Raw genomic sequence first — 22,193 nt, 5'->3', positions numbered from 1 at the left:
CCTGGAGCACGCGAGGAACACAGACCACCAGGCTGGAAGACAGAAAGAGAAACGACGCGGTGCCCACCATTAACCAGCTCGTCCGCAAGGGCCGCCAGGACAAGGTCGCGAAGACCAAGACCCCGGCCCTCAAGGGTTCGCCCCAGCGCCGGGGCGTCTGCACCCGGGTGTACACGACCACCCCGAAGAAGCCGAACTCGGCGCTCCGCAAGGTCGCTCGTGTCCGGCTGAGCTCGGGTGTCGAGGTCACCGCGTACATCCCCGGCGTCGGCCACAACCTGCAGGAGCACTCGATGGTGCTCGTGCGCGGCGGCCGCGTGAAGGACCTGCCGGGTGTCCGTTACAAGATCATCCGCGGCACGCTCGACACCCAGGGCGTCAAGAACCGCAAGCAGGCCCGCAGCCGCTACGGCGCCAAGAAGGAGAAGTAATGCCCCGCAAGGGTCCCGCCCCGAAGCGGCCGCTCCCGGCCGACCCGGTCTACGGCTCGCCGCTGGTGAGCCAGCTCGTCAGCAAGATCCTGCAGGACGGCAAGAAGACCGTCGCGCAGGGCATCGTCTACACCGCCATGGAAGGCACCCGCACCAAGACGGGCATCGACCCGGTGCAGACGCTCAAGCGTGCGCTGGACAACGTCCGCCCGTCGCTGGAGGTCAAGAGCCGCCGTGTCGGTGGTGCGACCTACCAGGTCCCGATCGAGGTCAAGCCCGCCCGTGCGACGACGCTCGCCATGCGCTGGCTGGTCAGCTTCTCCCGCGCGCGTCGCGAGAAGACGATGGCCGAGCGCCTGATGAACGAGATCCTGGACGCCTCGAACGGTCTGGGTGCCGCGGTCAAGCGCCGCGAGGACACGCACAAGATGGCCGAGGCCAACAAGGCGTTCGCGCACTACCGCTGGTGACCAGCGGCGGTCGTCCCGCCCCCTCTTCCTTCGCCGTCGTGGGAATCAGCAGCGCCTCCGCGTTGCTGATACCTGCGTAACCACGGCACACGAGCACACACGAGAGGTTGAGTAGCCAACTTCATGGCTGTCGACATCAAGACCGACCTGTCCAAGGTCCGCAACATCGGGATCATGGCGCACATCGACGCGGGCAAGACCACGACGACCGAGCGCATCCTGTTCTACACCGGCATCAACTACAAGATCGGTGAGGTCCACGAGGGCGCCGCCACGATGGACTGGATGGAGCAGGAGCAGGAGCGCGGCATCACCATCACGTCCGCCGCGACGACCTGCCACTGGAAGAACCACCAGATCAACATCATCGACACGCCCGGGCACGTGGACTTCACCGTCGAGGTCGAGCGCTCCCTGCGCGTGCTCGACGGTGCCGTCGCGGTCTTCGACGGTGTCGCGGGTGTCGAGCCCCAGAGCCAGACCGTGTGGCGCCAGGCCGACCGCTACGGCGTGCCGCGCATCTGCTTCGTGAACAAGCTGGACCGCACGGGCGCGAGCTTCGACTTCTGCGTCTCGACGATCAAGAACCGTCTGAACGCGACGCCGGCCGTCCTGCAGCTGCCGATCGGTTCCGAGGGCGGCTTCCTCGGTGTCGTCGACCTCGTGCAGATGCGGGCGCTGACCTGGCGCGGGGAGACCACGATCGGCGAGGACTACGCCGTCGAGGAGATCCCGGCCGACATGGTCGACGCCGCCGAGGAGGCGCACGCCGCGCTCGTCGAGCTGGTCTCCGACCACGACGACGTGCTGGCCGAGGCCTACCTCGAGGACGCCGTCACCCCCGAGCTGCTGCAGGCCGCCATCCGTCGTGGCGTGCTGTCGGCGAGCTTCACCGCGGTGCTGTGCGGGAGCGCGTTCAAGAACAAGGGCGTGCAGCCCCTGCTCGACGCGGTCATCGCCTACCTGCCCTCGCCGCTCGACGTGCCGGCCATCAACGGGTTCAAGCCCGGCGACGAGTCGACGGTCATCGAGCGTCACCCGGACAGCAGCGACCCCTTCTCCGCGCTCGCGTTCAAGATCGCGGCCGACCCGCACCTGGGCCGGCTCACCTACATCCGGCTCTACTCGGGCAAGCTCGAGGCCGGGTCCACAGTGCTGAACTCGACCAAGGGCCGCAAGGAGCGGATCGGCAAGATCTACCAGATGCACGCGAACAAGCGTGAGGAGATCGCGTCGGTCGGTGCCGGTCAGATCGTCGCCGTGATGGGTCTGAAGGACACCACCACGGGCGAGACGCTGTCGGACCAGCAGAGCCCCGTGCAGCTGGAGTCGATGGACTTCCCGGCGCCGGTCATCGAGCAGGCCATCGAGCCGAAGACGAAGTCCGACCAGGAGAAGCTCGGCACCGCCATCCAGCGGCTCGCCGAGGAGGACCCGACCTTCCGCGTCCACACGGACGAGGAGACCGGTCAGACGATCATCGCCGGCATGGGCGAGCTGCACCTCGAGGTGCTGATCGACCGCATGAAGCGCGAGTTCCGCGTCGAGGCCAACATCGGCAAGCCGCAGGTGGCCTACCGCGAGACGCTGCGCCGCCCGGTCGAGAAGGTCGAGTACACCCACAAGAAGCAGTCGGGCGGCTCGGGCCAGTACGGTCGCGTGATCATCAACCTGGAGCCGCAGGAGGCGGGCTCGGGCTACGAGTTCGTCAACGCGGTCACCGGTGGTCGCATCCCCCGCGAGTACATCCCGGCGGTGGACGAGGGCATCCAGGACGCGATGCAGTTCGGCGTGCTCGCCGGCTACCCGGTCGAGGACATCAAGGTGACGCTGGTCGACGGCGCCTACCACGACGTCGACTCCTCCGAGCTCGCGTTCAAGATCGCCGGCTCGATGGTCTTCAAGGAGGCCGCCCGCAAGGCCGACCCGGCCCTGCTCGAGCCCGTGATGGCCGTCGAGGTCACGACGCCCGAGGACTACCTCGGCACCGTGATCGGCGACCTGAACGCGCGTCGCGGACAGATCCAGTCCATGGACGACATGCACGGCAACAAGGTCGTCTCGGCCCTGGTCCCGCTGTCGGAGATGTTCGGCTACGTCGGCGACCTGCGGTCCAAGACCTCGGGCCAGGCGTCGTACTCGATGGAGTTCCACTCCTACGCCGAGACGCCGAAGTCGATCTCCGACGAGATCATCCAGAAGGCACGCGGGGAGTGATCCCCGGGCGTCCTGCACAAGGACGCCTCCCGCTCCGTACGGCTCGGTTTGACCTGAGCCGTACGGGCGGGAAAACTTGACAGCCGGGTCAGAACCGGCAACCAGCCAGTCACCCAGAAAGCGCCGCGCGAGTGCGTGGCGGACACCCAGAAGGAGCCCCAGCAGTGGCCAAGGCCAAGTTCGAGCGGACCAAGCCGCACGTCAACATCGGCACCATCGGGCACATCGACCACGGCAAGACCACGCTGACCGCGGCGATCACCAAGGTGCTGCACGACAAGTACCCGACCCTGAACCAGGCGTCGGCGTTCGACCAGATCGACAAGGCGCCCGAAGAGCGTCAGCGCGGCATCACGATCTCCATCGCGCACGTCGAGTACCAGACCGAGGCGCGTCACTACGCCCACGTCGACTGCCCCGGTCACGCCGACTACATCAAGAACATGATCACCGGTGCGGCCCAGATGGACGGCGCGATCCTCGTGGTCGCCGCCACCGACGGCCCGATGCCGCAGACCCGCGAGCACGTGCTGCTCGCCCGCCAGGTCGGGGTGCCGGCCCTGGTCGTGGCGCTCAACAAGTGCGACATGGTCGACGACGAGGAGATCCTGGAGCTCGTCGAGCTCGAGGTGCGCGAGCTGCTCTCCGAGTACGAGTTCCCGGGCGACGACGTCCCGGTCGTCAAGGTCGCGGCCTTCCCGGCGCTGAACGGCGACGAGAAGTGGGGTGAGTCGATCATGGAGCTCATGAACGCGGTCGACACCTACATCCCGCAGCCGGTCCGCGAGATCGACAAGCCCTTCCTCATGCCCGTCGAGGACGTCTTCACGATCACCGGTCGTGGCACCGTCATCACCGGTCGCATCGAGCGCGGCGTCGTCAAGGTCAACGAGACCGTCGACATCATCGGCATCCGCAACACCAAGCAGACCACCACGGTCACCGGTGTCGAGATGTTCCGCAAGCTGCTCGACGAGGGCCAGGCGGGCGAGAACGTCGGCCTCCTGCTCCGTGGCACCAAGCGCGAGGACGTCGAGCGCGGCATGGTCGTCATCAAGCCGGGCACCACGACCCCGCACACGGACTTCGAGGCGCGCGTCTACATCCTGTCGAAGGAGGAGGGTGGTCGTCACACCCCGTTCTTCAACAACTACCGCCCGCAGTTCTACTTCCGCACCACCGACGTGACCGGTGTGGTGAACCTCCCCGAGGGCACCGACATGGTCATGCCGGGCGACAACACCGACATGAGCGTTCAGCTGATCCAGCCGATCGCCATGGAGGAGGAGCTGAAGTTCGCCATCCGCGAGGGTGGTCGCACGGTCGGCGCCGGTCGCGTCACCAAGATCCTCAAGTGATCTGACCTAGCTCCATCCAGAAGGGCCCCGGGCATCTGCCCGGGGCCCTTCTGCGTCCCGGGGACGTTCCGCACCGGGACCCGCCGTCCGCGCCCTGGTCCGGTCCCTAGGCTCGAACCCGTGGAGGACGGGACGCGGGCCATCGTGGAGCTGGCGTGGGCGCGGGAGCTGGGGTTGCTCGACGACGCGTTCACGTTCGCCGAGCCGGGGGAGCGGCTGACCCGGACGAGGACGGAGCTGGCGATGTTCGTGTCGCTGTGGGAGCACCGCGTCCTGGTCGGGCCCGGCTGGCTGCTGGAACGCGCGGCGGACGTCGACGACCTCACGCTCGGCTCGGGCCCCGGCCTCCTTCGGCTGGCCGGCGAGGGGCCGGAGGGACCGGGCTCGGCCCGGCTCCTGGGCGAGGCGGTGCTCGCCTTCACCGACGCGTACGCCGACCACCCGGGTCTGGACGCCGCCGTCGTCGCCGACGAGGAGGGCCTGCTCGCCGACCTGCAGCGGGAGTGCCCGCCGGACGACGTCACCGAGGTCGGCCTGGCCGGCATGGAGCAGCGCTTCGTCCTCCTCGACGACCGGGAGGCGCCCGTCGCCGGTGCCGGGTACGCCGAGCGGCAGGGCATCCTCGCCCACCTCGGCGTCCTGACCCCGCCTGCGCTGCGGCACGAGGGCCACGGGACCCTCGTCGGGGCGCTCGCGCTCAACGACGCCCTCGACGCCGGGCTCGTCGCCGAGTGGCGTTGCCGCGAGACGAACCTGGCCTCGCTCGCCCTCGGCCGCAGGCTCGGCTTCGAGCCCGTCGGGCGCCAGACGACGGTCCTCCTCGCGCCCGCCTGACCACGGCACGCACGTACCCACTCCAGCGGCGCGGACCTCGGCTACGGTCGAGGGCATTCCCGGCCGCCGGTGCCGGGAACCGATCGAGGAGGACCGCCATCCGCCGCGTCGTGGGTCTGCTGCTCGCCCTCGTGCTGGGCCTTCTCGTGACCGCCTGCTCGGGCGGCGCGCCGGCCGGCGACGCCAGCTCGGGCGGAGCCGACCCCTCCCTGCAGAAGATCAAGGACGTCGGGGTCCTGCGGGTCGGGACCGAGGGCACGTACGCGCCCTTCACCTACCACGACCCCGCGAACAACCAGCTGACCGGCTACGACGTCGAGGCCATCGAGGCCGTCGCGGCCAAGCTCGGCGTCCGGACGGAGTTCGTCGAGGCGCCCTTCGACTCGATCTTCGCGAGCCTCCAGGCCGAACGCTTCGACCTCGTCGCCAACCAGGTCACCAAGAACCCGCAGCGGGACGCCACGTACGCGCTGTCGGACACCTACACGGTCTCCGACGGGGTGATCGTCACGCGGGCCGACGACGGCTCCATCACCTCGCTCGCCGACCTCAAGGGCAAGACGACGGCGCAGAGCTCGACGAGCAACTGGGCGCAGGTCGCCAAGGACGCCGGGGCGAAGGTCGAGGCGGTCGAGGGCTTCACGCAGGGGGTGACGCTCGTCAAGCAGGGCCGCGTCGACGCCACCGTGAACGACAACCTGGCGGTCGCGGAGTACACGAAGACGACCGGCGACACGAGCGTCAAGATCGCGGCGAAGACCGGCGACACCAGCGAGCAGGTCTTCGCCATGCGCAAGGCCGACGTCTCGCTGCGCGACGCCGTGAACACGGCCCTGGCCCAGGTGAAGCAGGACGGGCAGCTGACGCAGATCTCGGAGAAGTACTTCGGGCAGGACGTCAGCCAGGGCGAGGCCAGCCCGCAGCAGGAGCAGCCCGCGCAGGCCGCGCCGCAGTCGACGTGGCAGCTGATCAAGGAGACCGCCGGGCCGATGGCGCTGGCCGCGCTCAAGGCGACGATCCCGCTGACCGCGATCAGCTTCGTCGTCGGCCTCGTCATCGCCCTCGTCGTGGCCCTGATGCGCCTCTCGCGGGTGGGGGTGGTCTCGCAGCTCGCGCGCTTCTACATCTCGGTGATCCGAGGGACTCCGCTGCTGGTGCAGCTCTTCCTGATCTTCTACGGGCTGCCGGCGATCGGGCTGACGTTCAACCCGTTCACGGCCGCCGTCATCGCCTTCAGCCTCAACGTCGGCGGCTACGCGGCGGAGATCATCCGGGCGGCGATCCTGTCGGTGCCGCGGGGGCAGTGGGAGGCGGCGCAGACGATCGGGATGGGGTACGCCACGACGCTGCGCCGGATCGTCCTGCCCCAGGCCGCGCGCACCGCCGTGCCCCCGCTGTCCAACACGCTCATCTCGCTGGTCAAGGACACCTCGCTGGCCTCGGTCGTGCTGGTGACCGAGCTGCTGCGGGTCGCGCAGGTCGCGGCTGCGCCGACCTTCAAGTTCTTCGCGCTGTACGGCGTCGCCGCGGCGTACTACTGGGTGATCTGCCTGGTGCTCTCCTTCGTCCAGGGACGACTGGAGCACCGGCTGGAGAGGTACGTGGCGCGATGAGCGAGCAGCAGGACCCGCCCCGCACCGAGGACGTCGACGGGCAGCCCCTGGTCGAGGTCGTCGGCCTGGCCAAGGCGTTCGGCGGCGTGGAGGTGCTCCGCGACGTCGAGTTCACGGTCCCGACGGGCTCGGTGACCGTGCTCATCGGGCCCTCGGGGTCGGGCAAGACCACCGTCCTGCGCTGCCTCAACGCCCTCGAGACCGGCGACGCCGGCACCGTGCGGATCGGCGACGTCTCGGTCGACTACGCCCAGCATCCCGGCAAGCGGGTCCTCGGCCGGCTGCGGGGGCAGAGCGCGATGGTCTTCCAGGCGCACAACCTCTTCCCCCACCTCACCGTGCTCCGCAACGTCACCGAGGGCCCGGTCGTCGTGCAGGGGAAGCCCCGCGAGGAGGCCGAGGCGCAGGCGCGGGCGCTGCTGGAGAGCGTCGGGCTGGGCGGCAAGGCCGACCAGCACCCGTACCAGCTGTCGGGCGGCCAGCAGCAGCGCGTCGGGATCGCCCGGGCGCTCGCCCTGCAGCCCGAGCTGCTGCTGTTCGACGAGCCGACCTCGGCCCTGGACCCCGAGCTGGTGGGGGAGGTGCTGGCGGTCATGAAGGACCTGGCCGTCCAGGGCCGCACCATGGTCGTCGTCACCCACGAGATGCGCTTCGCGCAGTCGGTCTCCGACCAGGTGCTGTTCATGGACGGCGGCGTCGTCGTCGAGCGCGGGGAGCCCGCGGCCGTCCTCACGGACCCGCGCGAGGCGCGGACGCGCACGTTCCTGCAGCGGGTGCTGAACCCCATCTGAGGCCCAGCACCCGCCCGTGCGTCAGGCCCGGAGCAGCAGCGCCACCGGGTAGCGGTCGAGCACCTCGCCGACGTCCAGGGTCCCCTGGTGCTGGCGACCGGTCAGCAGGTCCACGTGCGGCTCCTGCAGCGTGATCGCGGTGCCCCGCCAGCCGCCCTCCGCCGCCAGCGTGACGGGCAGCCGGGTGGCCAGCGTGATCGCCCCGCCCCGGTCGAAGCCCACCAGGTGCGCCGCGGCGGGACCGTCGGCCGCGACCGGGTCGTACGCCCGGAACAGCTCGGGGTGCTCCGCGCGGGCCCGCAGGGCCTGACGCACGACCCACAGCTTGGCCGCGCCCGATGCGTCCACGGCCGGCGGCTCCGCCACGACCGAGGCCAGCAGGGCGCGCAGCGCGACGTGGTCGACCGGGCGCCGGTTGTCGGGGTCGACGAGCGAGTCCTCCCAGACCTCGGTGCCCTGGTAGACGTCCGGCACCCCGGGCATCGTCAGCTGCACCAGCTTCTGGCCGAGCGCGTTCGACCAGCCGGGCGCGGTGAGGACCGCCGTCAGCGCGTCCCAGTCGTCGCCCAGGGGACCGTCGTACGCGGCGTCGACCAGCGCGTGCACCGACGCCTCGAAGGCCTCGTCCGGCTCCGTCCAGGTGGTCCCGTCGGAGGCCTCCCGCATCGCCTTCTCGGCGTACGCGTGCATCCGCTCCCGCTCGACGCGCCCGGCGCCGGCCAGCGTCTGCGCCATGAAGTAGGCGAAGGCCTCGTTGGGCACGGTGCTGACCTCGAGCACCCGCCGGGCGAAGCGCTCCCAGTCGTCACCGACCTCGGCGAGCACGGCCAGCCGGGCGCGCACGTCCTCGCCGCGCTTGGTGTCGTGGGTCGACAGCGCGGTCATCGAGTCCGGCTGGTGCTCCTGCCGGTCCGCCTGCAGCTCGTGGAAGCGGGCGAGCGGGATCCCGAGCTCGTCGGGGTTGCCGCCGACCTCGTTCAGCGCGACGAAGCGCGCATAGCGGTAGTAGGCGGTGTCCTCGACGCCCTTGGCCATCGTCGCCCCGGACAGCTGCTGCATGCGCCGCGCCAGCTCGTCGTCGGCGTCGTGCAGGCGCGGCCGCAGCGCCTCGAGGCGCTCGACCAGCTCGGGGCGGCGCTGCGCCGCGAGGGCCAGCGCGGCGTCGAGGTGCTCGACGCCGGCGGGCAGGTAGGAGCGGTAGACGTCGAAGGCGACCGCGACCTCGGCGAGCGCCGGCTCGGCGTCGGGAACCTCCGGCACGAGCCGGGCCATCCGGTGCAGCTCGGCCGGCAGCAGGGTCTCGTCGACCATGCGCTTGCCCGCCTCGACGTGCTCCGCGATGGTCAGGCGGTCGCCGGTGAGGCTGCGGTAGAGGTCGGTGAGGCGCGCCTCGGCCTCGTGGTCGACGAAGACGCCGTTGACCTCGCGCATGGCGTCGTAGCCCGTCGTGCCCTCGACCGGCCACGGCGGCAGCTCCTCGCCGGGCTCGAGGATCTTCTCGACGGTGATCCACGCGTCGGGGGCGATCGCGCGGAGCTGCTCGAGGTAGCCCGCCGGGTCCACGAGGCCGTCGGGGTGGTCGACGCGCAGGCCGGTGACGCCCTGGCCGGGCAGCGTGGCCACCAGCGCGTGGGTCGCCTCGAAGACGTCCGGGTCCTCCTGGCGCACCCCGGCGAGCGTGGTGACGGCGAAGAAGCGGCGGTAGTTCAGCTCCTCGTTCGCCCGCGTCCAGTGGGCGAGCTCGTAGTGCTGGCGGGCGTGGACCGCCTCGGCCGGCTCGTCGGCGTCGTCCTCGCTCCAGGTCCCGGGCGCGAGCGGGAAGCGGTGGTCGTAGTAGCGCAGCTCGCCGTCCTCGACACGCAGCACCGCGTCGTCGCCGAGGACGGGCAGCAGCACCCGACCGCCGTTCGCGGCCCAGTCGATGTCGAACCAGGGCGCGTACGCGGACTCCTGGCCGAGCCGCAGGACGTCGAAGAACGCCGGGTTCTCCGACGGCTCGGCGATGCCGAGGTGGTTCGGGACGATGTCGACGACGACGCCGAGGCCCTCGTCGCCGGCCTTCGCGAGCAGCGTGCGCAGGCCCTCCTCGCCGCCACGGTCGGCGTCGATCCGCGTGGGGTCGACGGTGTCGTAGCCGTGGTCGGAACCGCTGGCGGCCTGCAGCAGCGGGGAGCAGTAGACGGCGCCCACCCCGAGGTCGCGCAGGTAGTCGGTGAGCGCGGCGGCGTCACCCAGGGTGAAGGAGCCGGTGATCTGGAGCCGGTAGGTCGAGCTGGGCACGGTAGGTGTCACGCGACGAACCCTAGGGCTCGGCGCAGCAACCCTCCTGCGCCCAGACGTCGGTGAACCGGGCGGTCACCGCCGGGCGCGCCTCCGCCTGGACGACCGGACGCTGACGACACGCTTTTCGTCGTCAGCGGGAGGGAGGAAGGCGGAGGGTTCGAGCGCCCGGCGCGCCGGAGCGAAGCGGAGGCGGAGGGCGCGGAGGATCAGAGCGCCGGGCGCGCCGGAGCGGAGCGGAGGCCATGTGGCCGCAGCCACACGTGCCCGCTACGACGGGGATCGGAACCCGCGCCGAGCGGGCTGAGGGCGGAGACGCCCCCGAAGTAGGGGTCGAGGCCGTGGGCGACCGCGACCGGCACCCCGGCGGCCTCGAGGCCGTGCAGCACCGCGTCGTCGAAGCCTGGCTCGAGCCGGACGAGGTCGGGCAGCGCGTTCAGCCGGGGGGCGTCGACGGCCTCCTGCGGCGGGGTCCCGCGCAGCACCCGCAGCAGCGTCTGCACCAGGGCCGGGCGGATGCGGCTGCCTCCGGCGGCCCCGGCGGCGGCCGCCAGCCGACCCTCGGCGTCGAGCGCCACGAGCGGCGACATCATCGACCCCATCCGCGCCCCCGGGTCGAGCGCGGCGCGGATCAGCTCGCCCTCGCCGAGCATCGAGTTGAGGTGCACCCCGAAGCCGGGCACCCACACGCCGGACCCCAGCCCGAGGCTCGTGGTGATGACGCAGGCGTCGCCGCGCTCGTCGACGGCGACGAGGTTCGTCGTCTCCGCCCGGCGGTCGGGGGCGCGCAGCGCCTCGACCAGCCCCAGCGCCGAGCCCAGGTCGTGGTGGGGGTCGGCGGCCACGGCGGTGCCCGCCGCCTGCAGCGTGCCGAGGACGTCGTCGAGGTCGTCCCCGCGCGCGTGGACGTCGAAGGCGTCGAACCGCGCCGTGGCCGGCGGGCTCTCGACCACCGCGTACGCGTCGAGGTCGGCCTGCGAGAGGGCCGAGCCCTCCTCGAGGACGTCCAGCAGGGCGTCGGCGTAGTCGCCGCGGTAGAAGCCCCGCGGGTCGTGGGCGAGCAGCTCGTAGGCGTGGTGGTGGTCGGGGTGGCGCAGCAGGTCGCCGGCCTGCAGCAACGAACCGTCGGCGCGCCGGTAGACGAGGTCGCCGTCGCTGACGCACATGGCCGGGGTGACGCGCGGCAGCAGCTCGGCGTGGGTCGCCGGGAACGGGGTGCCGTACGAGGCCGCCAGCCCGGGGGCGACGACGTCGGCCCAGGGCAGCCGGCCCCAGCGCGACCACAGGTGCAGCGCGCCCGCCGGCACCCCGGGAACGGCCACGGTCGCCGGCCCGATCTCGTACGGCACGCGCTGGCCGACGAAGGTGATCTCGATGGCGGTGCCGGGACCGGCCGTCCGGTCGCCCAGGCCCGGGACCGCGACGAAGAAGTCGACGCAGGTGACCGTGCGGGTGGCGGCCTCGTAGACGGTGGCGAAGCCACCGCCCGCCAGCCCGGTGAAGATGGTCTCCGCCGCGCAGCTGACCAGCATCATGGCCACGGCCGCGTCGACGGCGCCGCCGCCCGCCTCCAGCACGACGCGCCCCGCGTCCACGGTCGCCTCGTGCCCGGCGGCCACGCCGACGGGTACGCTCACGAACGAGCCTGCAGGTGGCGACGGGGGATCGGCGGGCGCACCGGCCCAGCCTAGAGGCCTCCCGGGCGGTGACGACGTCACGCCCGAGCCTGAGCCCAGGCCAAGGATGTCCGCCCGGATTTGATCCGTCCGTGCGCGTCTGACAAGATTGTCCGGTTGCTCCGACGAGGTCGCCGGGGTGCGCGCAGGTAGGTGTGTCTCTCCGGGCCCGGGAACGGGCTCGACCGGACGCTGACCGGCGCGGCCGCACCAGGAGACCTCGTTCCGCTCGACCGACCGGACCACGTCCGATCGACCGGGCCACACCCCATGGCAGGGCAGGCAGTGTCGTGGTGTGCCGGAGGACGGGCGACACGCCCGACCGCGGGGGTCGGAGAAGACCGCAAGCAGGACCCGTACGACTGCAGCACGAGACAGCACGAGAACAGCGAGAAGAGGACACGGTGGCGGGACAGAAGATCCGCATCAGGCTCAAGGCCTACGACCACGAGGTCATCGACTCCTCGGCGCGCAAGATCGTCGACACGGTGACCCGCACGGGTGCACGCGTCGCCGGCCCGGTGCCGCTGCCGACGGAGAAGAACGTCTACGTCGTCATCCGCTCCCCGCACAAGTACAAGGACAGCCGGGAGCAGTTCGAGATGCGTACGCACAAGCGTCTCATCGACATCATCGACCCGACCCCGAAGACCGTCGACTCCCTGATGCGCCTCGACCTGCCGGCCGGGGTCGACATCGAGATCAAGCTCTGAGGATCGAATCAGCATGAGCACCACTGCCATCTCGGCCGGCGCGCAGACCGGTCGCACCGTGAAGGGCCTGCTGGGCAAGAAGCTCGGCATGACCCAGGTCTGGGACGCGAACAACCGCGTCGTGCCCGTGACCGTCGTCCAGGCCGGCCCGTGCGTCGTGACCCAGGTCCGCACGCCCTCCTCCGACGGCTACTCGGCCGTCCAGCTCGGCTTCGGCGCCGTCAAGGCCAAGCAGGTCACCAAGCCCGACGCCGGCCACTTCGAGCGCGCCGGGGTCACCCCGCGCAAGCACCTCGTCGAGATCCGGACCGCCGACGCCAGCGAGTACACGCTCGGCCAGGAGGTCACGGCCGAGCTGTTCGCCGCCGACGAGGTCATCGACGTGACCGGCGTCAGCAAGGGCAAGGGGACCGCGGGCGTCATGAAGCGCCACGGCTTCCACGGCCTGCGTGCCAGCCACGGTGTCCACCGCAAGCACCGCTCGCCCGGTTCCATCGGCGGCTGCGCGACCCCCGGTCGCGTGTTCAAGGGCCTCAAGATGGCCGGCCGCATGGGTGTGGAGCGCGTCACCGTGCAGAACCTGCAGGTGCACGCGATCGACGCCGAGCGCGGCCTCGTCCTGATCAAGGGCGCCATCCCGGGCAACAAGAACGGCCTGGTCGTCCTGCGCAGCGCCAGCAAGAAGGGAGACGCCAAGTGAGCACCGTTGACGTCCTCGCTGCCGACGGCAGCACCTCGGGCACGACCGAGCTCCCCGCCGAGCTCTTCGACGTGACCACGAACATCCCCCTGATCCACCAGGTCGTCACCGCGCAGCTCGCGGCGGCCCGGCAGGGCACCCACGCCACCAAGACCCGCGGCGACGTCCGCGGTGGTGGCAAGAAGCCGTACCGCCAGAAGGGCACCGGCCGCGCCCGCCAGGGCTCGACCCGCTCGCCGCAGTTCGCCGGCGGTGGCGTGGCCCACGGTCCCGTGCCGCACGGCTACGCGCAGCGCACGCCCAAGAAGATGATCGCCGCCGCCCTGCGCGGGGCGCTCTCCGACCGGGCCCGCGACGGCCGCGTGCACGTGGTCAGCGACCTCGTCGCCGGTGACACGCCCTCGACGAAGGCGGCGCTCGCCTCCCTCTCGCGGGTGGCGCAGACCGACAAGGTCCTCGTGGTCCTGCACCGCGACGACGACCTCGCCTGGATCAGCCTGCGCAACGTCGCCACGGTCCACGTGATCTCGGTCGACCAGCTGAACGCCTACGACGTGCTCGTGTGCGACGAGGTGGTCTTCACCTCCGCCGCGCTCGACGCCTTCGTGGCCGGCCCGGTCTCCGGCCGCTCCGCCAAGGCCTCGGCCCGCGGGAGCGAGGTCTTTGAGGACGAGCTCGACGCCGCCTCGGTCGAGGGTTCGGCCGAGCCGAGCAACGCCGAGCTGGCCGCGGCCGCCGCGAGCGTGGCCGAGGTGCTCGAGCCGACCGACGACGTCACCGCCGCCGGCGAGCCCGTCGCCGTCCAGCCCACGCCCGAGGCCGAAGGGGACGCCCAGTGAGCTCCATCAAGATCCGCAACCACCGCGACATCCTGCTGGCGCCCGTCGTCAGCGAGAAGTCGTACGCGCTGCTCGACGAGAACAAGTACACGTTCCTCGTCGCGACGGACGCCAACAAGACCGAGATCAAGATCGCGGTCGAGTCGGTGTTCGACGTCAAGGTCACCGGGGTCAACACCCTGAACCGCTCCGGCAAGAAGCGGCGCACCCGCTCCGGCACCGGCAAGCGGCCCGACACCAAGCGCGCCATCGTCTCGGTGGCCGACGGCCAGCGCATCGACATCTTCTCGGCTCCGGCGAGCTGAGCGAAGGACTGATCTGTCATGGGTATCCGTAAGTACAAGCCGACCACCCCGGGCCGTCGCGGCTCGTCCGTGGCCGACTTCGTCGAGCTGACCCGGTCGACGCCGGAGAAGTCGCTCCTCGTCCCCAGCCCGAAGACCGGCGGCCGCAACAACACCGGCCGGATCACCACCCGGCACATCGGTGGCGGTCACAAGCAGGCCTACCGCCTGGTCGACTTCAAGCGCTACGACAAGGACGGCGTGCCGGCCAAGGTCGCGCACATCGAGTACGACCCGAACCGCACGGCGCGGATCGCGCTGCTGCACTTCGCGGACGGCGAGAAGCGCTACATCATCGCGCCGAACGGGCTGAGCCAGGGCGCTGCTGTCGAGGCCGGCGAGGCCGCCGACATCAAGCCGGGCAACAACCTGCCGCTGGCCCGCATCCCCGTCGGTACGACGATCCACGCCGTCGAGCTGCGACCGGGCGGCGGCGCCAAGCTCGGCCGCTCGGCCGGCGCGAGCATCCAGCTGGTGGCCCGCGAGGGCAAGAACGCCACGCTGCGCATGCCGTCCGGCGAGATGCGGATGGTCGACGTCCGCTGCCGCGCCACGGTCGGCGCGGTCGGCAACGCCGAGCAGTCCAACATCAACTGGGGCAAGGCCGGGCGCAACCGCTGGAAGGGGAAGCGTCCGACCGTCCGCGGTGTTGCCATGAACCCGATCGACCACCCGCACGGTGGTGGTGAGGGCAAGACGTCCGGTGGTCGCCACCCGGTGTCGCCGTGGGGCAAGCCCGAGGGCCGTACCCGCAACCCCAACAAGGCGAGCAACCGCCAGATCGTCCGCCGCCGCAAGTCCGGCAAGAAGCGCTGAGCAGGAGCGAAGTAGAAGATGCCACGCAGCCTGAAGAAGGGCCCGTTCGTCGACGACCACCTGGCCAAGAAGGTCGAGGTGCAGAACACGCGGGGGACCAAGAACGTCATCCGCACCTGGTCGCGTCGCTCGATGATCGTGCCCGACATGCTCGGCCACACGATCGCGGTGCACGACGGCCGCAAGCACGTCCCGGTCTTCGTGACCGAGGCGATGGTCGGTCACAAGCTGGGCGAGTTCGCGCCCACCCGTACCTTCCGCGGCCACGTCAAGGACGACCGGAAGGCGCGCCGCCGCTGAGCGGCGGGCGCAGAGGAGAAGAGCACTCATGAGCAAGGACAAGGACTCCCGCCCGAGCCGGCGCAAGGCGCTGCTCGGCGACCGTCCGGGGTCGTACGCGATCGCGAAGCAGGTCCGCATCTCCGCGACCAAGAGCCGCCGGGTCGTCGACCTGGTGCGCGGCATGGACGTGAACGCGGCCCTGGACACCCTCAAGTTCGCGCCGCAGGCCGCGAGCGAGCCGGTCTACAAGGTCGTCGCGAGCGCGGCGGCCAACGCGGAGCAGACGCACAACCTGCGCCGCGACGACCTGTTCATCTCGGCCGCGTTCGTGGACGAGGGCGTCACCATGCGCCGCATCCGCCCGCGGGCGAAGGGGAGCGCGAGCCGCATCCTCAAGCGGAGCAGCCACATCACCGTCGTCGTCGAGCCCAAGACCAAGGAGGCCTGAGCATGGGGCAGAAGATCCAGCCGTACGGCTTCCGTCTGGGCATCAGCACCGACCACAAGAGCCGCTGGTACACCGACAAGGCGTACAAGGAGTACATCGGCGAGGACATCAAGGTCCGCGCGATGCTCACCAAGACCCTCGAGCGGGCCGGCATCTCCTCGGTGGAGATCGAGCGCACCCGTGACCGGGTCCGCGTGGACATCTACACCGCGCGTCCGGGCATCGTCATCGGCCGCAACGGCGCCGAGGCGGAGCGCGTGCGCGGCGAGCTCGAGAAGCTCACGGGCAAGCAGGTCCAGCTGAACATCCTCGAGGTCAAGAACCCCGAGACCGACGCACAGCTCGTCGCGCAGGGCGTGGCCGAGCAGCTCGCCTCGCGCGTGCAGTTCCGCCGCGCGATGCGCAAGGCGCAGCAGTCGGCCATGCGCTCCGGTGCCGCCAAGGGCATCCGGATCCAGTGCTCCGGCCGTCTGGGCGGCGCCGAGATGAGCCGCTCGGAGTTCTACCGCGAGGGCCAGGTGCCGCTGCACACGCTGCGCGCCGACATCGACTACGGCTTCTTCGAGGCCAAGACCACCTTCGGCCGCATCGGCGTGAAGGTCTGGATCTACAAGGGCGACGTCTCGGGCACCCGCACCGAGCGCGCGGCCCAGAAGGCGGCCCGCAACGCCGCCGGCGGTCGTGGCCGTCCCGGCCGCGGCGACCGTCCCGGTCGCGGTGACCGTCCGGCCCGCGGCGACCGTCCCGAGCGCGGTGGCGCACGCCGTCGCGACGACGCCCCGGCCGAGGCCGTGTCCGCCGGTGCCACGGCCGACGCGGGTGCGGCTCCGAGCACGCAGGAGGCCTGAGCATGCTGATCCCTCGCAAGGTCAAGTTCCGCAAGCAGCACCACCCGAAGCGGACCGGTGCGGCCAAGGGCGGCACCTCGCTGGCGTTCGGCGAGTTCGGCATCCAGGCGGTCGAGGCCTCGTACCTCACCAACCGCCAGATCGAGTCCGCGCGTATCGCCATGACCCGCCACATCAAGCGTGGCGGCAAGGTCTGGATCAACGTCTACCCGGACCGCCCGCTCACCAAGAAGCCCGCCGAGACCCGCATGGGTTCCGGCAAGGGCTCGCCGGAGTGGTGGATCGCCAACATCAAGCCGGGCCGCGTGCTCTTCGAGCTGGCCGGCGTCGACGAAGAGGTGGCTCGTGAGGCGATGCGCCTGGCGATCCACAAGCTGCCGATGAAGGCGCGCTTCATCAAGCGCGAAGCAGGTGACATCTGATGGCCAAGGGACTGACCGCCGCCGAGCTGCGCGGCCTGTCGCGCAGCGAGCTGGACCGCAAGGTCGGCGAGCTGAAGGAGGAGCTCTTCGGGCTCCGCTTCTCCAACGCCACCGGGCAGCTGGAGAGCCACGGCCGCCTGCGCGCCGTGCGCAAGGACATCGCCCGGATCTACACCGTGCTCACCGAGCGCGAGCTCGGGATCACGACCGATCCCGACGCAGAGGTTGCCGAGGAAGTGAACGCATGAGCGAGACGACGAACGAGACCGTCGAGGCCTCGACGACCGAGCGCAGCGCGCGCAAGGTCCGCGAGGGCTACGTGGTCAGCGACAAGATGGACAAGACCGTCGTGGTCGCCGTCGAGGACCGGGTCAAGCACCGCCTCTACGGCAAGGTCCTCCGTCAGAGCGTGCGGCTGAAGGCCCACGACGAGGCGAACAGCGCCGGCGTGGGCGACCGCGTCCGGATCATGGAGACCCGGCCCCTCAGCGCCACCAAGCGCTGGCGGCTCGTGGAGATCCTCGAGAAGGCGAAGTAAGGCAGACAGCCTTCTCACAGCAGGACCAGCAAGGCCCCCGGCTCGTACGGGCTGAGGGCACGAGTTCCACCAGGCCCGCGAGGGAACCGGTGAGACAACCAGGAGACAGCAGATGATCCAGCAGGAGTCGCGGCTCAAGGTCGCCGACAACACGGGTGCCAAGGAGATCTTGTGCATCCGCGTGCTCGGCGGGTCCGGTCGTCGCTACGCCGGCATCGGCGACGTCATCGTCGCCACCGTCAAGGACGCCATCCCCGGCGGCAACGTCAAGAAGGGCGACGTCGTCAAGGCGGTCGTCGTGCGCACCGTCAAGGAGAACCGTCGCGGCGACGGGTCGTACATCAAGTTCGACGAGAACGCCGCCGTGATCCTCCGTGCCGACGGCGCCGAGCCGCGCGGCACCCGCATCTTCGGCCCGGTCGGCCGTGAGCTCCGCGAGAAGCGCTTCATGCGCATCATCTCGCTCGCCCCGGAGGTGATCTGACATGGCACGGACGTCCACCAAGCCGACGAAGAGCGTCAAGCTGCACGTGCGCAAGGGTGACCGCGTCAAGGTCATCGCCGGCAAGGACAAGGGCCTGGTCGGTGAGGTCCTCGCGACCCAGCCCGAGCGTGGCACCGTGACCGTCGCCGGCGTGAACATCGTCAAGCGCCACCTCAAGGACAGCTCGGCCCAGCCGCAGTCGCGCCAGACCACGAAGGGCGGCATCGTCTCCTCCGAGGCGCCGGTGCACGCGTCCAACGTGCAGCTGGTCGTCAAGAACGGCGACGGCGACGAGGTCGTGACCCGCGTGGGCTACGAGCGCGTCGAGGTGACCAAGCGCCGTCCCGACGGCAGCGAGTACAAGTCGACCCGCAGCATGCGGATCGCCCGGGTGACCGGGGAGGAGATCTGATGACCACCACCGCCGCCGAGGAGACCCAGGAGCGCACGGCTCGTCCGGTGCCCCGGCTCAAGCAGCGCTACCGCGACGAGATCGCGCCCGCGCTGAACACCGAGTTCGGCTTCGCCAACGTCATGCAGATCCCGCGCCTGGTCAAGGTTGTCGTGAACATGGGTGTCGGCGACGCCGCCCGTGACTCGAAGCTGATCGACGGGGCGACCCGCGACCTGGCCGCGATCACCGGCCAGAAGCCGCAGGTGACCCGGGCCCGCAAGTCCATCGCCCAGTTCAAGCTGCGCGAGGGCATGCCGATCGGTGCGCACGTCACGCTGCGCGGCGACCGCATGTGGGAGTTCGCGGACCGTCTGGTCAGCCTCGCGCTGCCCCGTATCCGTGACTTCCGCGGCCTCTCGCCGAAGCAGTTCGACGGCAACGGGAACTACACCTTCGGCCTCAACGAGCAGGTCATGTTCCACGAGATCGACCCGGACCGGATCGACCGCACGCGCGGCATGGACATCACCTTCGTGACGACCGCCACGACCGACGAGCAGGGCCGGGCCCTGCTGCGCGGCCTCGGCTTCCCCTTCCGGACCAACTGAGGAACAAGACAGATGGCGAAGACAGCACTCAAGGTCAAGCAGGCCCGCAAGCCCAAGTTCGCGGTCCGCGCGTACACCCGTTGCCAGAAGTGCGGCCGGCCGCGCGCGGTCTACCGCAAGTTCGGCCTGTGCCGGATCTGCTTCCGCGACATGTCGCACAAGGGCGAGCTCCCCGGCATCACCAAGTCCTCCTGGTGACCAGGGCCCCTCAGCGGGCCCGGGCACCGATCCCACGCTGCAGGTCCCTCGGTGAGGGAAACCGCGCGAGAAAGAAGCAGCACCCATGACCATGACAGACCCGATCGCGGACATGCTGACCCGCGTCCGGAACGCCTCGCAGGCGTTCCACGACACGGCGACCATGCCCAGCAGCACCATCAAGGTCGGCATCGCCGAGATCCTCACGTCCGAGGGCTACATCGCGGGCTACGAGGTCAACGAGCCCGCCGAGGGCGAGGTCGGCCGCACGCTGTCGATCACGCTCAAGTACGGGACCAACCGGGAGCGGGCCATCGCCGGCGTCCGGCGCGTGTCCAAGCCCGGCCTGCGCGTGTACGCGAAGTCCACCGGTCTGCCCAAGGTTCTCGGTGGCCTGGGGATCGCGATCATCTCGACCTCCCAGGGGCTGCTGACCGACCGTCAGGCCCACCGCAGCGGCGTCGGCGGCGAAGTCGTCGCCTACGTCTGGTGACCCGGCGAGCCACGGAGAGTAGGTAAAGAGATGTCCCGCATCGGCAGGCTGCCGGTCCCCGTCCCGTCCGGCGTCGAAGTGACCCTGGACGGCCAGCACGTCGAGGTGAAGGGCCCGAAGGGCACCCTCAACCACGTCGTCGCCCAGCCCATCACCATCGCGCGCGCCGAGAACGGCGAGCTCGAGGTGAGCCGCCCCGACGACGAGCGCGTGAGCCGCTCGCTGCACGGCCTGACCCGCACCCTGGTGGCCAACATGGTCCAGGGCGTGACGGCCGGCTACGAGAAGAAGCTCGAGATCCGCGGCGTCGGCTACCGCGTCGTGGCCAAGGGTCCGACGCAGCTCGAGTTCGCGCTCGGCTACAGCCACCCCGTGAACGTGACCGCCCCCGAGGGCATCACGTTCAACGTCGAGGCGCCGACCCGCTTCTCGGTCATCGGCATCGACAAGCAGCAGGTGGGCGAGGTCGCCGCGAACATCCGCAAGCTGCGCAAGCCGGAGCCCTACAAGGGCAAGGGCGTGCGCTACGTGGGCGAGCACGTCCGCATGAAGGCCGGAAAGGCTGGTAAGTGATGGCTGTCTCGCTGTCGCAGCACAAGGGCACCGCGGCCAAGACGCGTTCACGCCTGCGTCGTCAGGTCCGGGGTCGCAAGAAGATCTTCGGTGCGCCCGACCGCCCGCGGCTGGTCGTCACCCGTTCGGCCCGCCACATCACCGCCCAGGTGATCGACGACGTCGCCGGCCGCACGCTGGCGTACGCCTCGACGATGGAGGGTGACCTCCGGGGCACCGAGGGTGACAAGTCGGCCAAGGCGCGCCAGGTCGGCGAACTCGTCGCCTCCCGCGCCAAGGCGGCTGGTGTCGAGCAGGTCGTCTTCGACCGCGCCGGCAACAAGTACCACGGACGGATCGCGGCCCTGGCCGACGCCGCCCGCGAAGCCGGCCTCGGCTTCTGACCGGCACGGCTTCGTAGGAATCAGGAAGAGGGAAGTCAGATGAGTGGAACCCAGCGCCGCGGAGGCGGCCAGGGCGGCGACCGTCGTGGCGGCGGCCGTGACGGCGGCCGCGGTGGGCCTGCCGAGAAGAGCAACTACATCGAGCGCGTCGTCGCCATCAACCGGGTGGCGAAGGTCGTGAAGGGTGGTCGCCGCTTCAGCTTCACCGCGCTGGTCGTGGTGGGCGACGGCGACGGCACCGTGGGTGTCGGCTACGGCAAGGCCAAGGAGGTGCCCGCGGCGATCGCCAAGGGTGTCGAGGAGGCCAAGAAGCACTTCTTCGCCGTCCCGCGCATCCAGGGCACCATCCCGCACCCCGTGCAGGGTGAGAAGGCGGCCGGTGTGGTCATGCTGCGTCCGGCGTCGCCCGGTACCGGTGTGATCGCGGGCGGTTCGGCCCGTGCGGTGCTCGAGTGCGCCGGCGTGCACGACGTGCTCGCCAAGTCGCTCGGCTCGGCCAACGCCATCAACGTGGTCCACGCGACCGTCGCGGCGTTGCAGGGGCTCGAGCAGCCCGAGCAGGTCGCCCGTCGTCGTGGGCTGTCCGTCGAGCAGGTCACGCCCGCCGCGATCCTGCGGGCCCGCGAGGCGGTGACCACGTCGTGACGCAGCTCCTGGTCCGTCAGATCCGCAGCAGCGTCGGCGGCAAGCAGAACCAGCGCGACACGCTCCGGACCCTCGGCCTGCGCAAGATCGGGGACTCCTCGGTCCGCGAGGACCGGCCCGAGGTCCGCGGCATGATCAGCACGGTCGCCCACCTGGTGACCGTCGAGGAGGTGAGCTGACATGGCTCTCAAGGTCCACCACCTGCGCCCGGCCCCGGGCGCGAAGACGGCCAAGACCCGCGTGGGTCGAGGCGAGGGCGGCAAGGGCGGCAAGACCGCCGGCCGTGGCACCAAGGGCACGGGCGCTCGCAAGGGCACCCCGGCCAACTTCGAGGGCGGGCAGATGCCGCTCCAGATGCGGCTGCCCAAGCTGCGCGGGTTCAAGAACCCGTTCCGCGTCGAGTACCAGGTCGTGAACCTGGACCGGCTCGGCAGCCTGTTCCCGCAGGGCGGCACCGTGGGCGTCGACGAGCTCGTCGCCGCCGGGGCGGTCCGCTCGGGGCACCCCGTCAAGGTCCTCGGCAGCGGGGAGATCAGCGTGCCCGTGCAGGTCAGCGCCCACGCGTTCTCCGGCAGCGCGAAGGACAAGATCGCGGCTGCCGGTGGGAGCACCACCCAGCTGTGACGAACGTCCGGACCCCGTGACCCGGGGGCCGGAACCGGTCCGAAGGGCCGCCCGCGTACCTGCGGGCGGCCCTTCGGTGTCCCCGGGGGCCCACGGGTGCTCGCGGAACGGGCGGGCCCTGAGCGGATTCTCAGCGCTCCAGGTCTTCCCCTGGCGGGGCCGATGACGTTG

General features: G+C 70.7%; 29 protein-coding genes and 1 pseudogene. 28 read left to right on the top strand and 2 right to left on the bottom strand.

The genetic code is table 11. The annotated features are described in order from the left end of the window. Positions 1–59 precede the first annotated feature (59 nt). From rpsL to BMY04_RS18205, 7 genes are all read left to right on the top strand, one after another. Entirely contained in the window at positions 60–431 is a 372-nt protein-coding gene (gene rpsL, locus BMY04_RS18235; RefSeq protein WP_091184640.1) for a 30S ribosomal protein S12, read from the top strand. Further along, the gene (rpsG, locus tag BMY04_RS18230) at positions 431–901 is read left to right on the top strand and encodes a 30S ribosomal protein S7 (RefSeq protein WP_091184636.1); all 471 of its coding nucleotides are present in this window, start codon (positions 431–433) and stop codon (positions 899–901) included. Before rpsL ends, rpsG begins: the two co-directional genes overlap by 1 nt. A gap of 123 nt (positions 902–1,024) precedes the next feature. Beyond that, the gene (gene fusA / locus BMY04_RS18225) at positions 1,025–3,118 is read left to right on the top strand and encodes an elongation factor G (RefSeq protein ID WP_091184632.1); all 2,094 of its coding nucleotides are present in this window, start codon (positions 1,025–1,027) and stop codon (positions 3,116–3,118) included. Positions 3,119–3,282: 164 nt separating this feature from the next. Continuing rightward, a complete protein-coding gene (tuf, locus tag BMY04_RS18220; RefSeq protein ID WP_091184629.1) occupies positions 3,283–4,476 on the top strand; it encodes an elongation factor Tu in 1,194 nt (397 codons plus the stop codon). Positions 4,477–4,596: 120 nt separating this feature from the next. After that, positions 4,597–5,310, top strand: a complete 714-nt coding sequence (locus tag BMY04_RS18215) for a GNAT family N-acetyltransferase (protein ID WP_091184626.1) — start codon at positions 4,597–4,599, stop codon at positions 5,308–5,310. 110 nt (positions 5,311–5,420) lie between these two features. Beyond that, a complete protein-coding gene (locus BMY04_RS18210; RefSeq protein WP_232506487.1) occupies positions 5,421–6,923 on the top strand; it encodes an ABC transporter permease subunit in 1,503 nt (500 codons plus the stop codon). Further along, positions 6,920–7,714, top strand: a complete 795-nt coding sequence (locus tag BMY04_RS18205; RefSeq protein ID WP_091184623.1) for an amino acid ABC transporter ATP-binding protein — start codon at positions 6,920–6,922, stop codon at positions 7,712–7,714. Before BMY04_RS18210 ends, BMY04_RS18205 begins: the two co-directional genes overlap by 4 nt. A 21-nt stretch (positions 7,715–7,735) precedes the next feature. Here BMY04_RS18205 and treY read toward each other — a convergent pair whose 3' ends face one another. Beyond that, complete coding sequence (treY, locus tag BMY04_RS18200; RefSeq protein ID WP_091184619.1) at positions 7,736–10,006, bottom strand: malto-oligosyltrehalose synthase; 2,271 nt, start codon at positions 10,004–10,006, stop codon at positions 7,736–7,738. 197 nt (positions 10,007–10,203) lie between these two features. Then, positions 10,204–11,631: a gamma-glutamyltransferase gene (locus BMY04_RS18195; RefSeq protein WP_198410255.1), complete on the bottom strand. Its 1,428-nt coding sequence runs from the start codon at positions 11,629–11,631 to the stop codon at positions 10,204–10,206. A gap of 443 nt (positions 11,632–12,074) precedes the next feature. Between BMY04_RS18195 and rpsJ the strand changes: the two genes are divergently transcribed. The 21 genes and pseudogenes from rpsJ to rplO all read left to right on the top strand — a co-directional run bounded on the left by rpsJ (position 12,075) and on the right by rplO (position 22,022). Continuing rightward, a complete protein-coding gene (gene rpsJ / locus BMY04_RS18190) occupies positions 12,075–12,383 on the top strand; it encodes a 30S ribosomal protein S10 (protein WP_091075623.1) in 309 nt (102 codons plus the stop codon). A 13-nt stretch (positions 12,384–12,396) separates the two neighbouring features. Beyond that, on the top strand, positions 12,397–13,083 hold the full coding sequence (rplC, locus tag BMY04_RS18185; RefSeq protein ID WP_091184615.1) for a 50S ribosomal protein L3: 687 nt from the start codon (positions 12,397–12,399) through the stop codon (positions 13,081–13,083). Next, positions 13,080–13,796, top strand: a pseudogene (rplD, locus tag BMY04_RS18180) (50S ribosomal protein L4); the annotation flags it as partial. The gene rplC and the pseudogene rplD, both read left to right, overlap by 4 nt. 122 nt (positions 13,797–13,918) lie before the next feature. Further along, positions 13,919–14,227: a 50S ribosomal protein L23 gene (rplW, locus tag BMY04_RS18175; RefSeq protein WP_170854212.1), complete on the top strand. Its 309-nt coding sequence runs from the start codon at positions 13,919–13,921 to the stop codon at positions 14,225–14,227. Between the two features lie 18 nt (positions 14,228–14,245). Then, on the top strand, positions 14,246–15,082 hold the full coding sequence (gene rplB / locus BMY04_RS18170) for a 50S ribosomal protein L2 (RefSeq protein WP_091184608.1): 837 nt from the start codon (positions 14,246–14,248) through the stop codon (positions 15,080–15,082). 18 nt (positions 15,083–15,100) lie between these two features. Then, a complete protein-coding gene (rpsS, locus tag BMY04_RS18165) occupies positions 15,101–15,382 on the top strand; it encodes a 30S ribosomal protein S19 (RefSeq protein WP_091184604.1) in 282 nt (93 codons plus the stop codon). Positions 15,383–15,410: 28 nt separating this feature from the next. Further along, positions 15,411–15,812, top strand: coding sequence for a 50S ribosomal protein L22 (gene rplV, locus BMY04_RS18160; protein WP_091184600.1), 402 nt, complete (start codon positions 15,411–15,413; stop codon positions 15,810–15,812). A 2-nt stretch (positions 15,813–15,814) separates the two neighbouring features. Next, on the top strand, positions 15,815–16,660 hold the full coding sequence (rpsC, locus tag BMY04_RS18155) for a 30S ribosomal protein S3 (RefSeq protein ID WP_091184597.1): 846 nt from the start codon (positions 15,815–15,817) through the stop codon (positions 16,658–16,660). Between the two features lie 2 nt (positions 16,661–16,662). Continuing rightward, complete coding sequence (gene rplP, locus BMY04_RS18150; protein ID WP_091184594.1) at positions 16,663–17,082, top strand: 50S ribosomal protein L16; 420 nt, start codon at positions 16,663–16,665, stop codon at positions 17,080–17,082. After that, a complete protein-coding gene (rpmC, locus tag BMY04_RS18145) occupies positions 17,082–17,330 on the top strand; it encodes a 50S ribosomal protein L29 (RefSeq protein ID WP_091184590.1) in 249 nt (82 codons plus the stop codon). Before rplP ends, rpmC begins: the two co-directional genes overlap by 1 nt. Continuing rightward, positions 17,327–17,620, top strand: a complete 294-nt coding sequence (rpsQ, locus tag BMY04_RS18140; RefSeq protein WP_091184586.1) for a 30S ribosomal protein S17 — start codon at positions 17,327–17,329, stop codon at positions 17,618–17,620. The genes rpmC and rpsQ overlap by 4 nt, the downstream gene beginning before the upstream one ends. A 112-nt stretch (positions 17,621–17,732) precedes the next feature. After that, on the top strand, positions 17,733–18,104 hold the full coding sequence (gene rplN / locus BMY04_RS18135) for a 50S ribosomal protein L14 (protein ID WP_091184582.1): 372 nt from the start codon (positions 17,733–17,735) through the stop codon (positions 18,102–18,104). 1 nt (position 18,105) lies between these two features. Further along, positions 18,106–18,516: a 50S ribosomal protein L24 gene (gene rplX / locus BMY04_RS18130; protein ID WP_091184579.1), complete on the top strand. Its 411-nt coding sequence runs from the start codon at positions 18,106–18,108 to the stop codon at positions 18,514–18,516. Next, positions 18,516–19,106 carry a 50S ribosomal protein L5 gene (gene rplE / locus BMY04_RS18125; protein WP_091184576.1) on the top strand — a complete coding sequence of 197 codons (591 nt, stop codon included), beginning with the start codon at positions 18,516–18,518 and terminating at the stop codon, positions 19,104–19,106. The genes rplX and rplE overlap by 1 nt, the downstream gene beginning before the upstream one ends. A 12-nt stretch (positions 19,107–19,118) precedes the next feature. Further along, positions 19,119–19,304, top strand: a complete 186-nt coding sequence (locus BMY04_RS18120) for a type Z 30S ribosomal protein S14 (protein WP_091184572.1) — start codon at positions 19,119–19,121, stop codon at positions 19,302–19,304. Between the two features lie 85 nt (positions 19,305–19,389). Beyond that, entirely contained in the window at positions 19,390–19,797 is a 408-nt protein-coding gene (gene rpsH, locus BMY04_RS18115) for a 30S ribosomal protein S8 (RefSeq protein ID WP_091184570.1), read from the top strand. Positions 19,798–19,827: 30 nt separating this feature from the next. Further along, positions 19,828–20,370, top strand: a complete 543-nt coding sequence (gene rplF, locus BMY04_RS18110; RefSeq protein ID WP_091184567.1) for a 50S ribosomal protein L6 — start codon at positions 19,828–19,830, stop codon at positions 20,368–20,370. Then, on the top strand, positions 20,370–20,753 hold the full coding sequence (gene rplR, locus BMY04_RS18105) for a 50S ribosomal protein L18 (RefSeq protein ID WP_091184563.1): 384 nt from the start codon (positions 20,370–20,372) through the stop codon (positions 20,751–20,753). The genes rplF and rplR overlap by 1 nt, the downstream gene beginning before the upstream one ends. Before the next feature lie 39 nt (positions 20,754–20,792). Further along, positions 20,793–21,398, top strand: a complete 606-nt coding sequence (rpsE, locus tag BMY04_RS18100) for a 30S ribosomal protein S5 (protein WP_091184560.1) — start codon at positions 20,793–20,795, stop codon at positions 21,396–21,398. Further along, on the top strand, positions 21,395–21,577 hold the full coding sequence (gene rpmD / locus BMY04_RS18095; RefSeq protein WP_091184558.1) for a 50S ribosomal protein L30: 183 nt from the start codon (positions 21,395–21,397) through the stop codon (positions 21,575–21,577). The genes rpsE and rpmD overlap by 4 nt, the downstream gene beginning before the upstream one ends. A gap of 1 nt (position 21,578) precedes the next feature. Beyond that, positions 21,579–22,022: a 50S ribosomal protein L15 gene (gene rplO, locus BMY04_RS18090; RefSeq protein ID WP_091184555.1), complete on the top strand. Its 444-nt coding sequence runs from the start codon at positions 21,579–21,581 to the stop codon at positions 22,020–22,022. The last annotated feature ends 171 nt before the right edge of the window (positions 22,023–22,193 follow it).

Source organism: Microlunatus flavus (assembly GCF_900110855.1).
In the GTDB taxonomy this organism is placed as follows: domain Bacteria; phylum Actinomycetota; class Actinomycetes; order Propionibacteriales; family Propionibacteriaceae; genus Microlunatus; species Microlunatus flavus.
Note: the sequence above shows the minus strand (reverse complement) of the source record. Positions and strands in the feature narration are given on the sequence as shown.

Coding starts and splice junctions, on each gene's coding strand:
- rpsG (WP_091184636.1), top strand. CDS start 431: ATGCCCCGCAAGGGTCCCGCCCCGAAGCGGCCGCTCCCGGCCGACCCG.
- fusA (WP_091184632.1), top strand. CDS start 1,025: ATGGCTGTCGACATCAAGACCGACCTGTCCAAGGTCCGCAACATCGGG.
- BMY04_RS18205 (WP_091184623.1), top strand. CDS start 6,920: ATGAGCGAGCAGCAGGACCCGCCCCGCACCGAGGACGTCGACGGGCAG.
- rplC (WP_091184615.1), top strand. CDS start 12,397: ATGAGCACCACTGCCATCTCGGCCGGCGCGCAGACCGGTCGCACCGTG.
- rplB (WP_091184608.1), top strand. CDS start 14,246: ATGGGTATCCGTAAGTACAAGCCGACCACCCCGGGCCGTCGCGGCTCG.
- rpsS (WP_091184604.1), top strand. CDS start 15,101: ATGCCACGCAGCCTGAAGAAGGGCCCGTTCGTCGACGACCACCTGGCC.
- rplV (WP_091184600.1), top strand. CDS start 15,411: ATGAGCAAGGACAAGGACTCCCGCCCGAGCCGGCGCAAGGCGCTGCTC.
- rpsC (WP_091184597.1), top strand. CDS start 15,815: ATGGGGCAGAAGATCCAGCCGTACGGCTTCCGTCTGGGCATCAGCACC.
- rplP (WP_091184594.1), top strand. CDS start 16,663: ATGCTGATCCCTCGCAAGGTCAAGTTCCGCAAGCAGCACCACCCGAAG.
- rpmC (WP_091184590.1), top strand. CDS start 17,082: ATGGCCAAGGGACTGACCGCCGCCGAGCTGCGCGGCCTGTCGCGCAGC.
- rpsQ (WP_091184586.1), top strand. CDS start 17,327: ATGAGCGAGACGACGAACGAGACCGTCGAGGCCTCGACGACCGAGCGC.
- rplN (WP_091184582.1), top strand. CDS start 17,733: ATGATCCAGCAGGAGTCGCGGCTCAAGGTCGCCGACAACACGGGTGCC.
- rplX (WP_091184579.1), top strand. CDS start 18,106: ATGGCACGGACGTCCACCAAGCCGACGAAGAGCGTCAAGCTGCACGTG.
- rplE (WP_091184576.1), top strand. CDS start 18,516: ATGACCACCACCGCCGCCGAGGAGACCCAGGAGCGCACGGCTCGTCCG.
- BMY04_RS18120 (WP_091184572.1), top strand. CDS start 19,119: ATGGCGAAGACAGCACTCAAGGTCAAGCAGGCCCGCAAGCCCAAGTTC.
- rpsH (WP_091184570.1), top strand. CDS start 19,390: ATGACCATGACAGACCCGATCGCGGACATGCTGACCCGCGTCCGGAAC.
- rplF (WP_091184567.1), top strand. CDS start 19,828: ATGTCCCGCATCGGCAGGCTGCCGGTCCCCGTCCCGTCCGGCGTCGAA.
- rplR (WP_091184563.1), top strand. CDS start 20,370: ATGGCTGTCTCGCTGTCGCAGCACAAGGGCACCGCGGCCAAGACGCGT.
- rpsE (WP_091184560.1), top strand. CDS start 20,793: ATGAGTGGAACCCAGCGCCGCGGAGGCGGCCAGGGCGGCGACCGTCGT.
- rplO (WP_091184555.1), top strand. CDS start 21,579: ATGGCTCTCAAGGTCCACCACCTGCGCCCGGCCCCGGGCGCGAAGACG.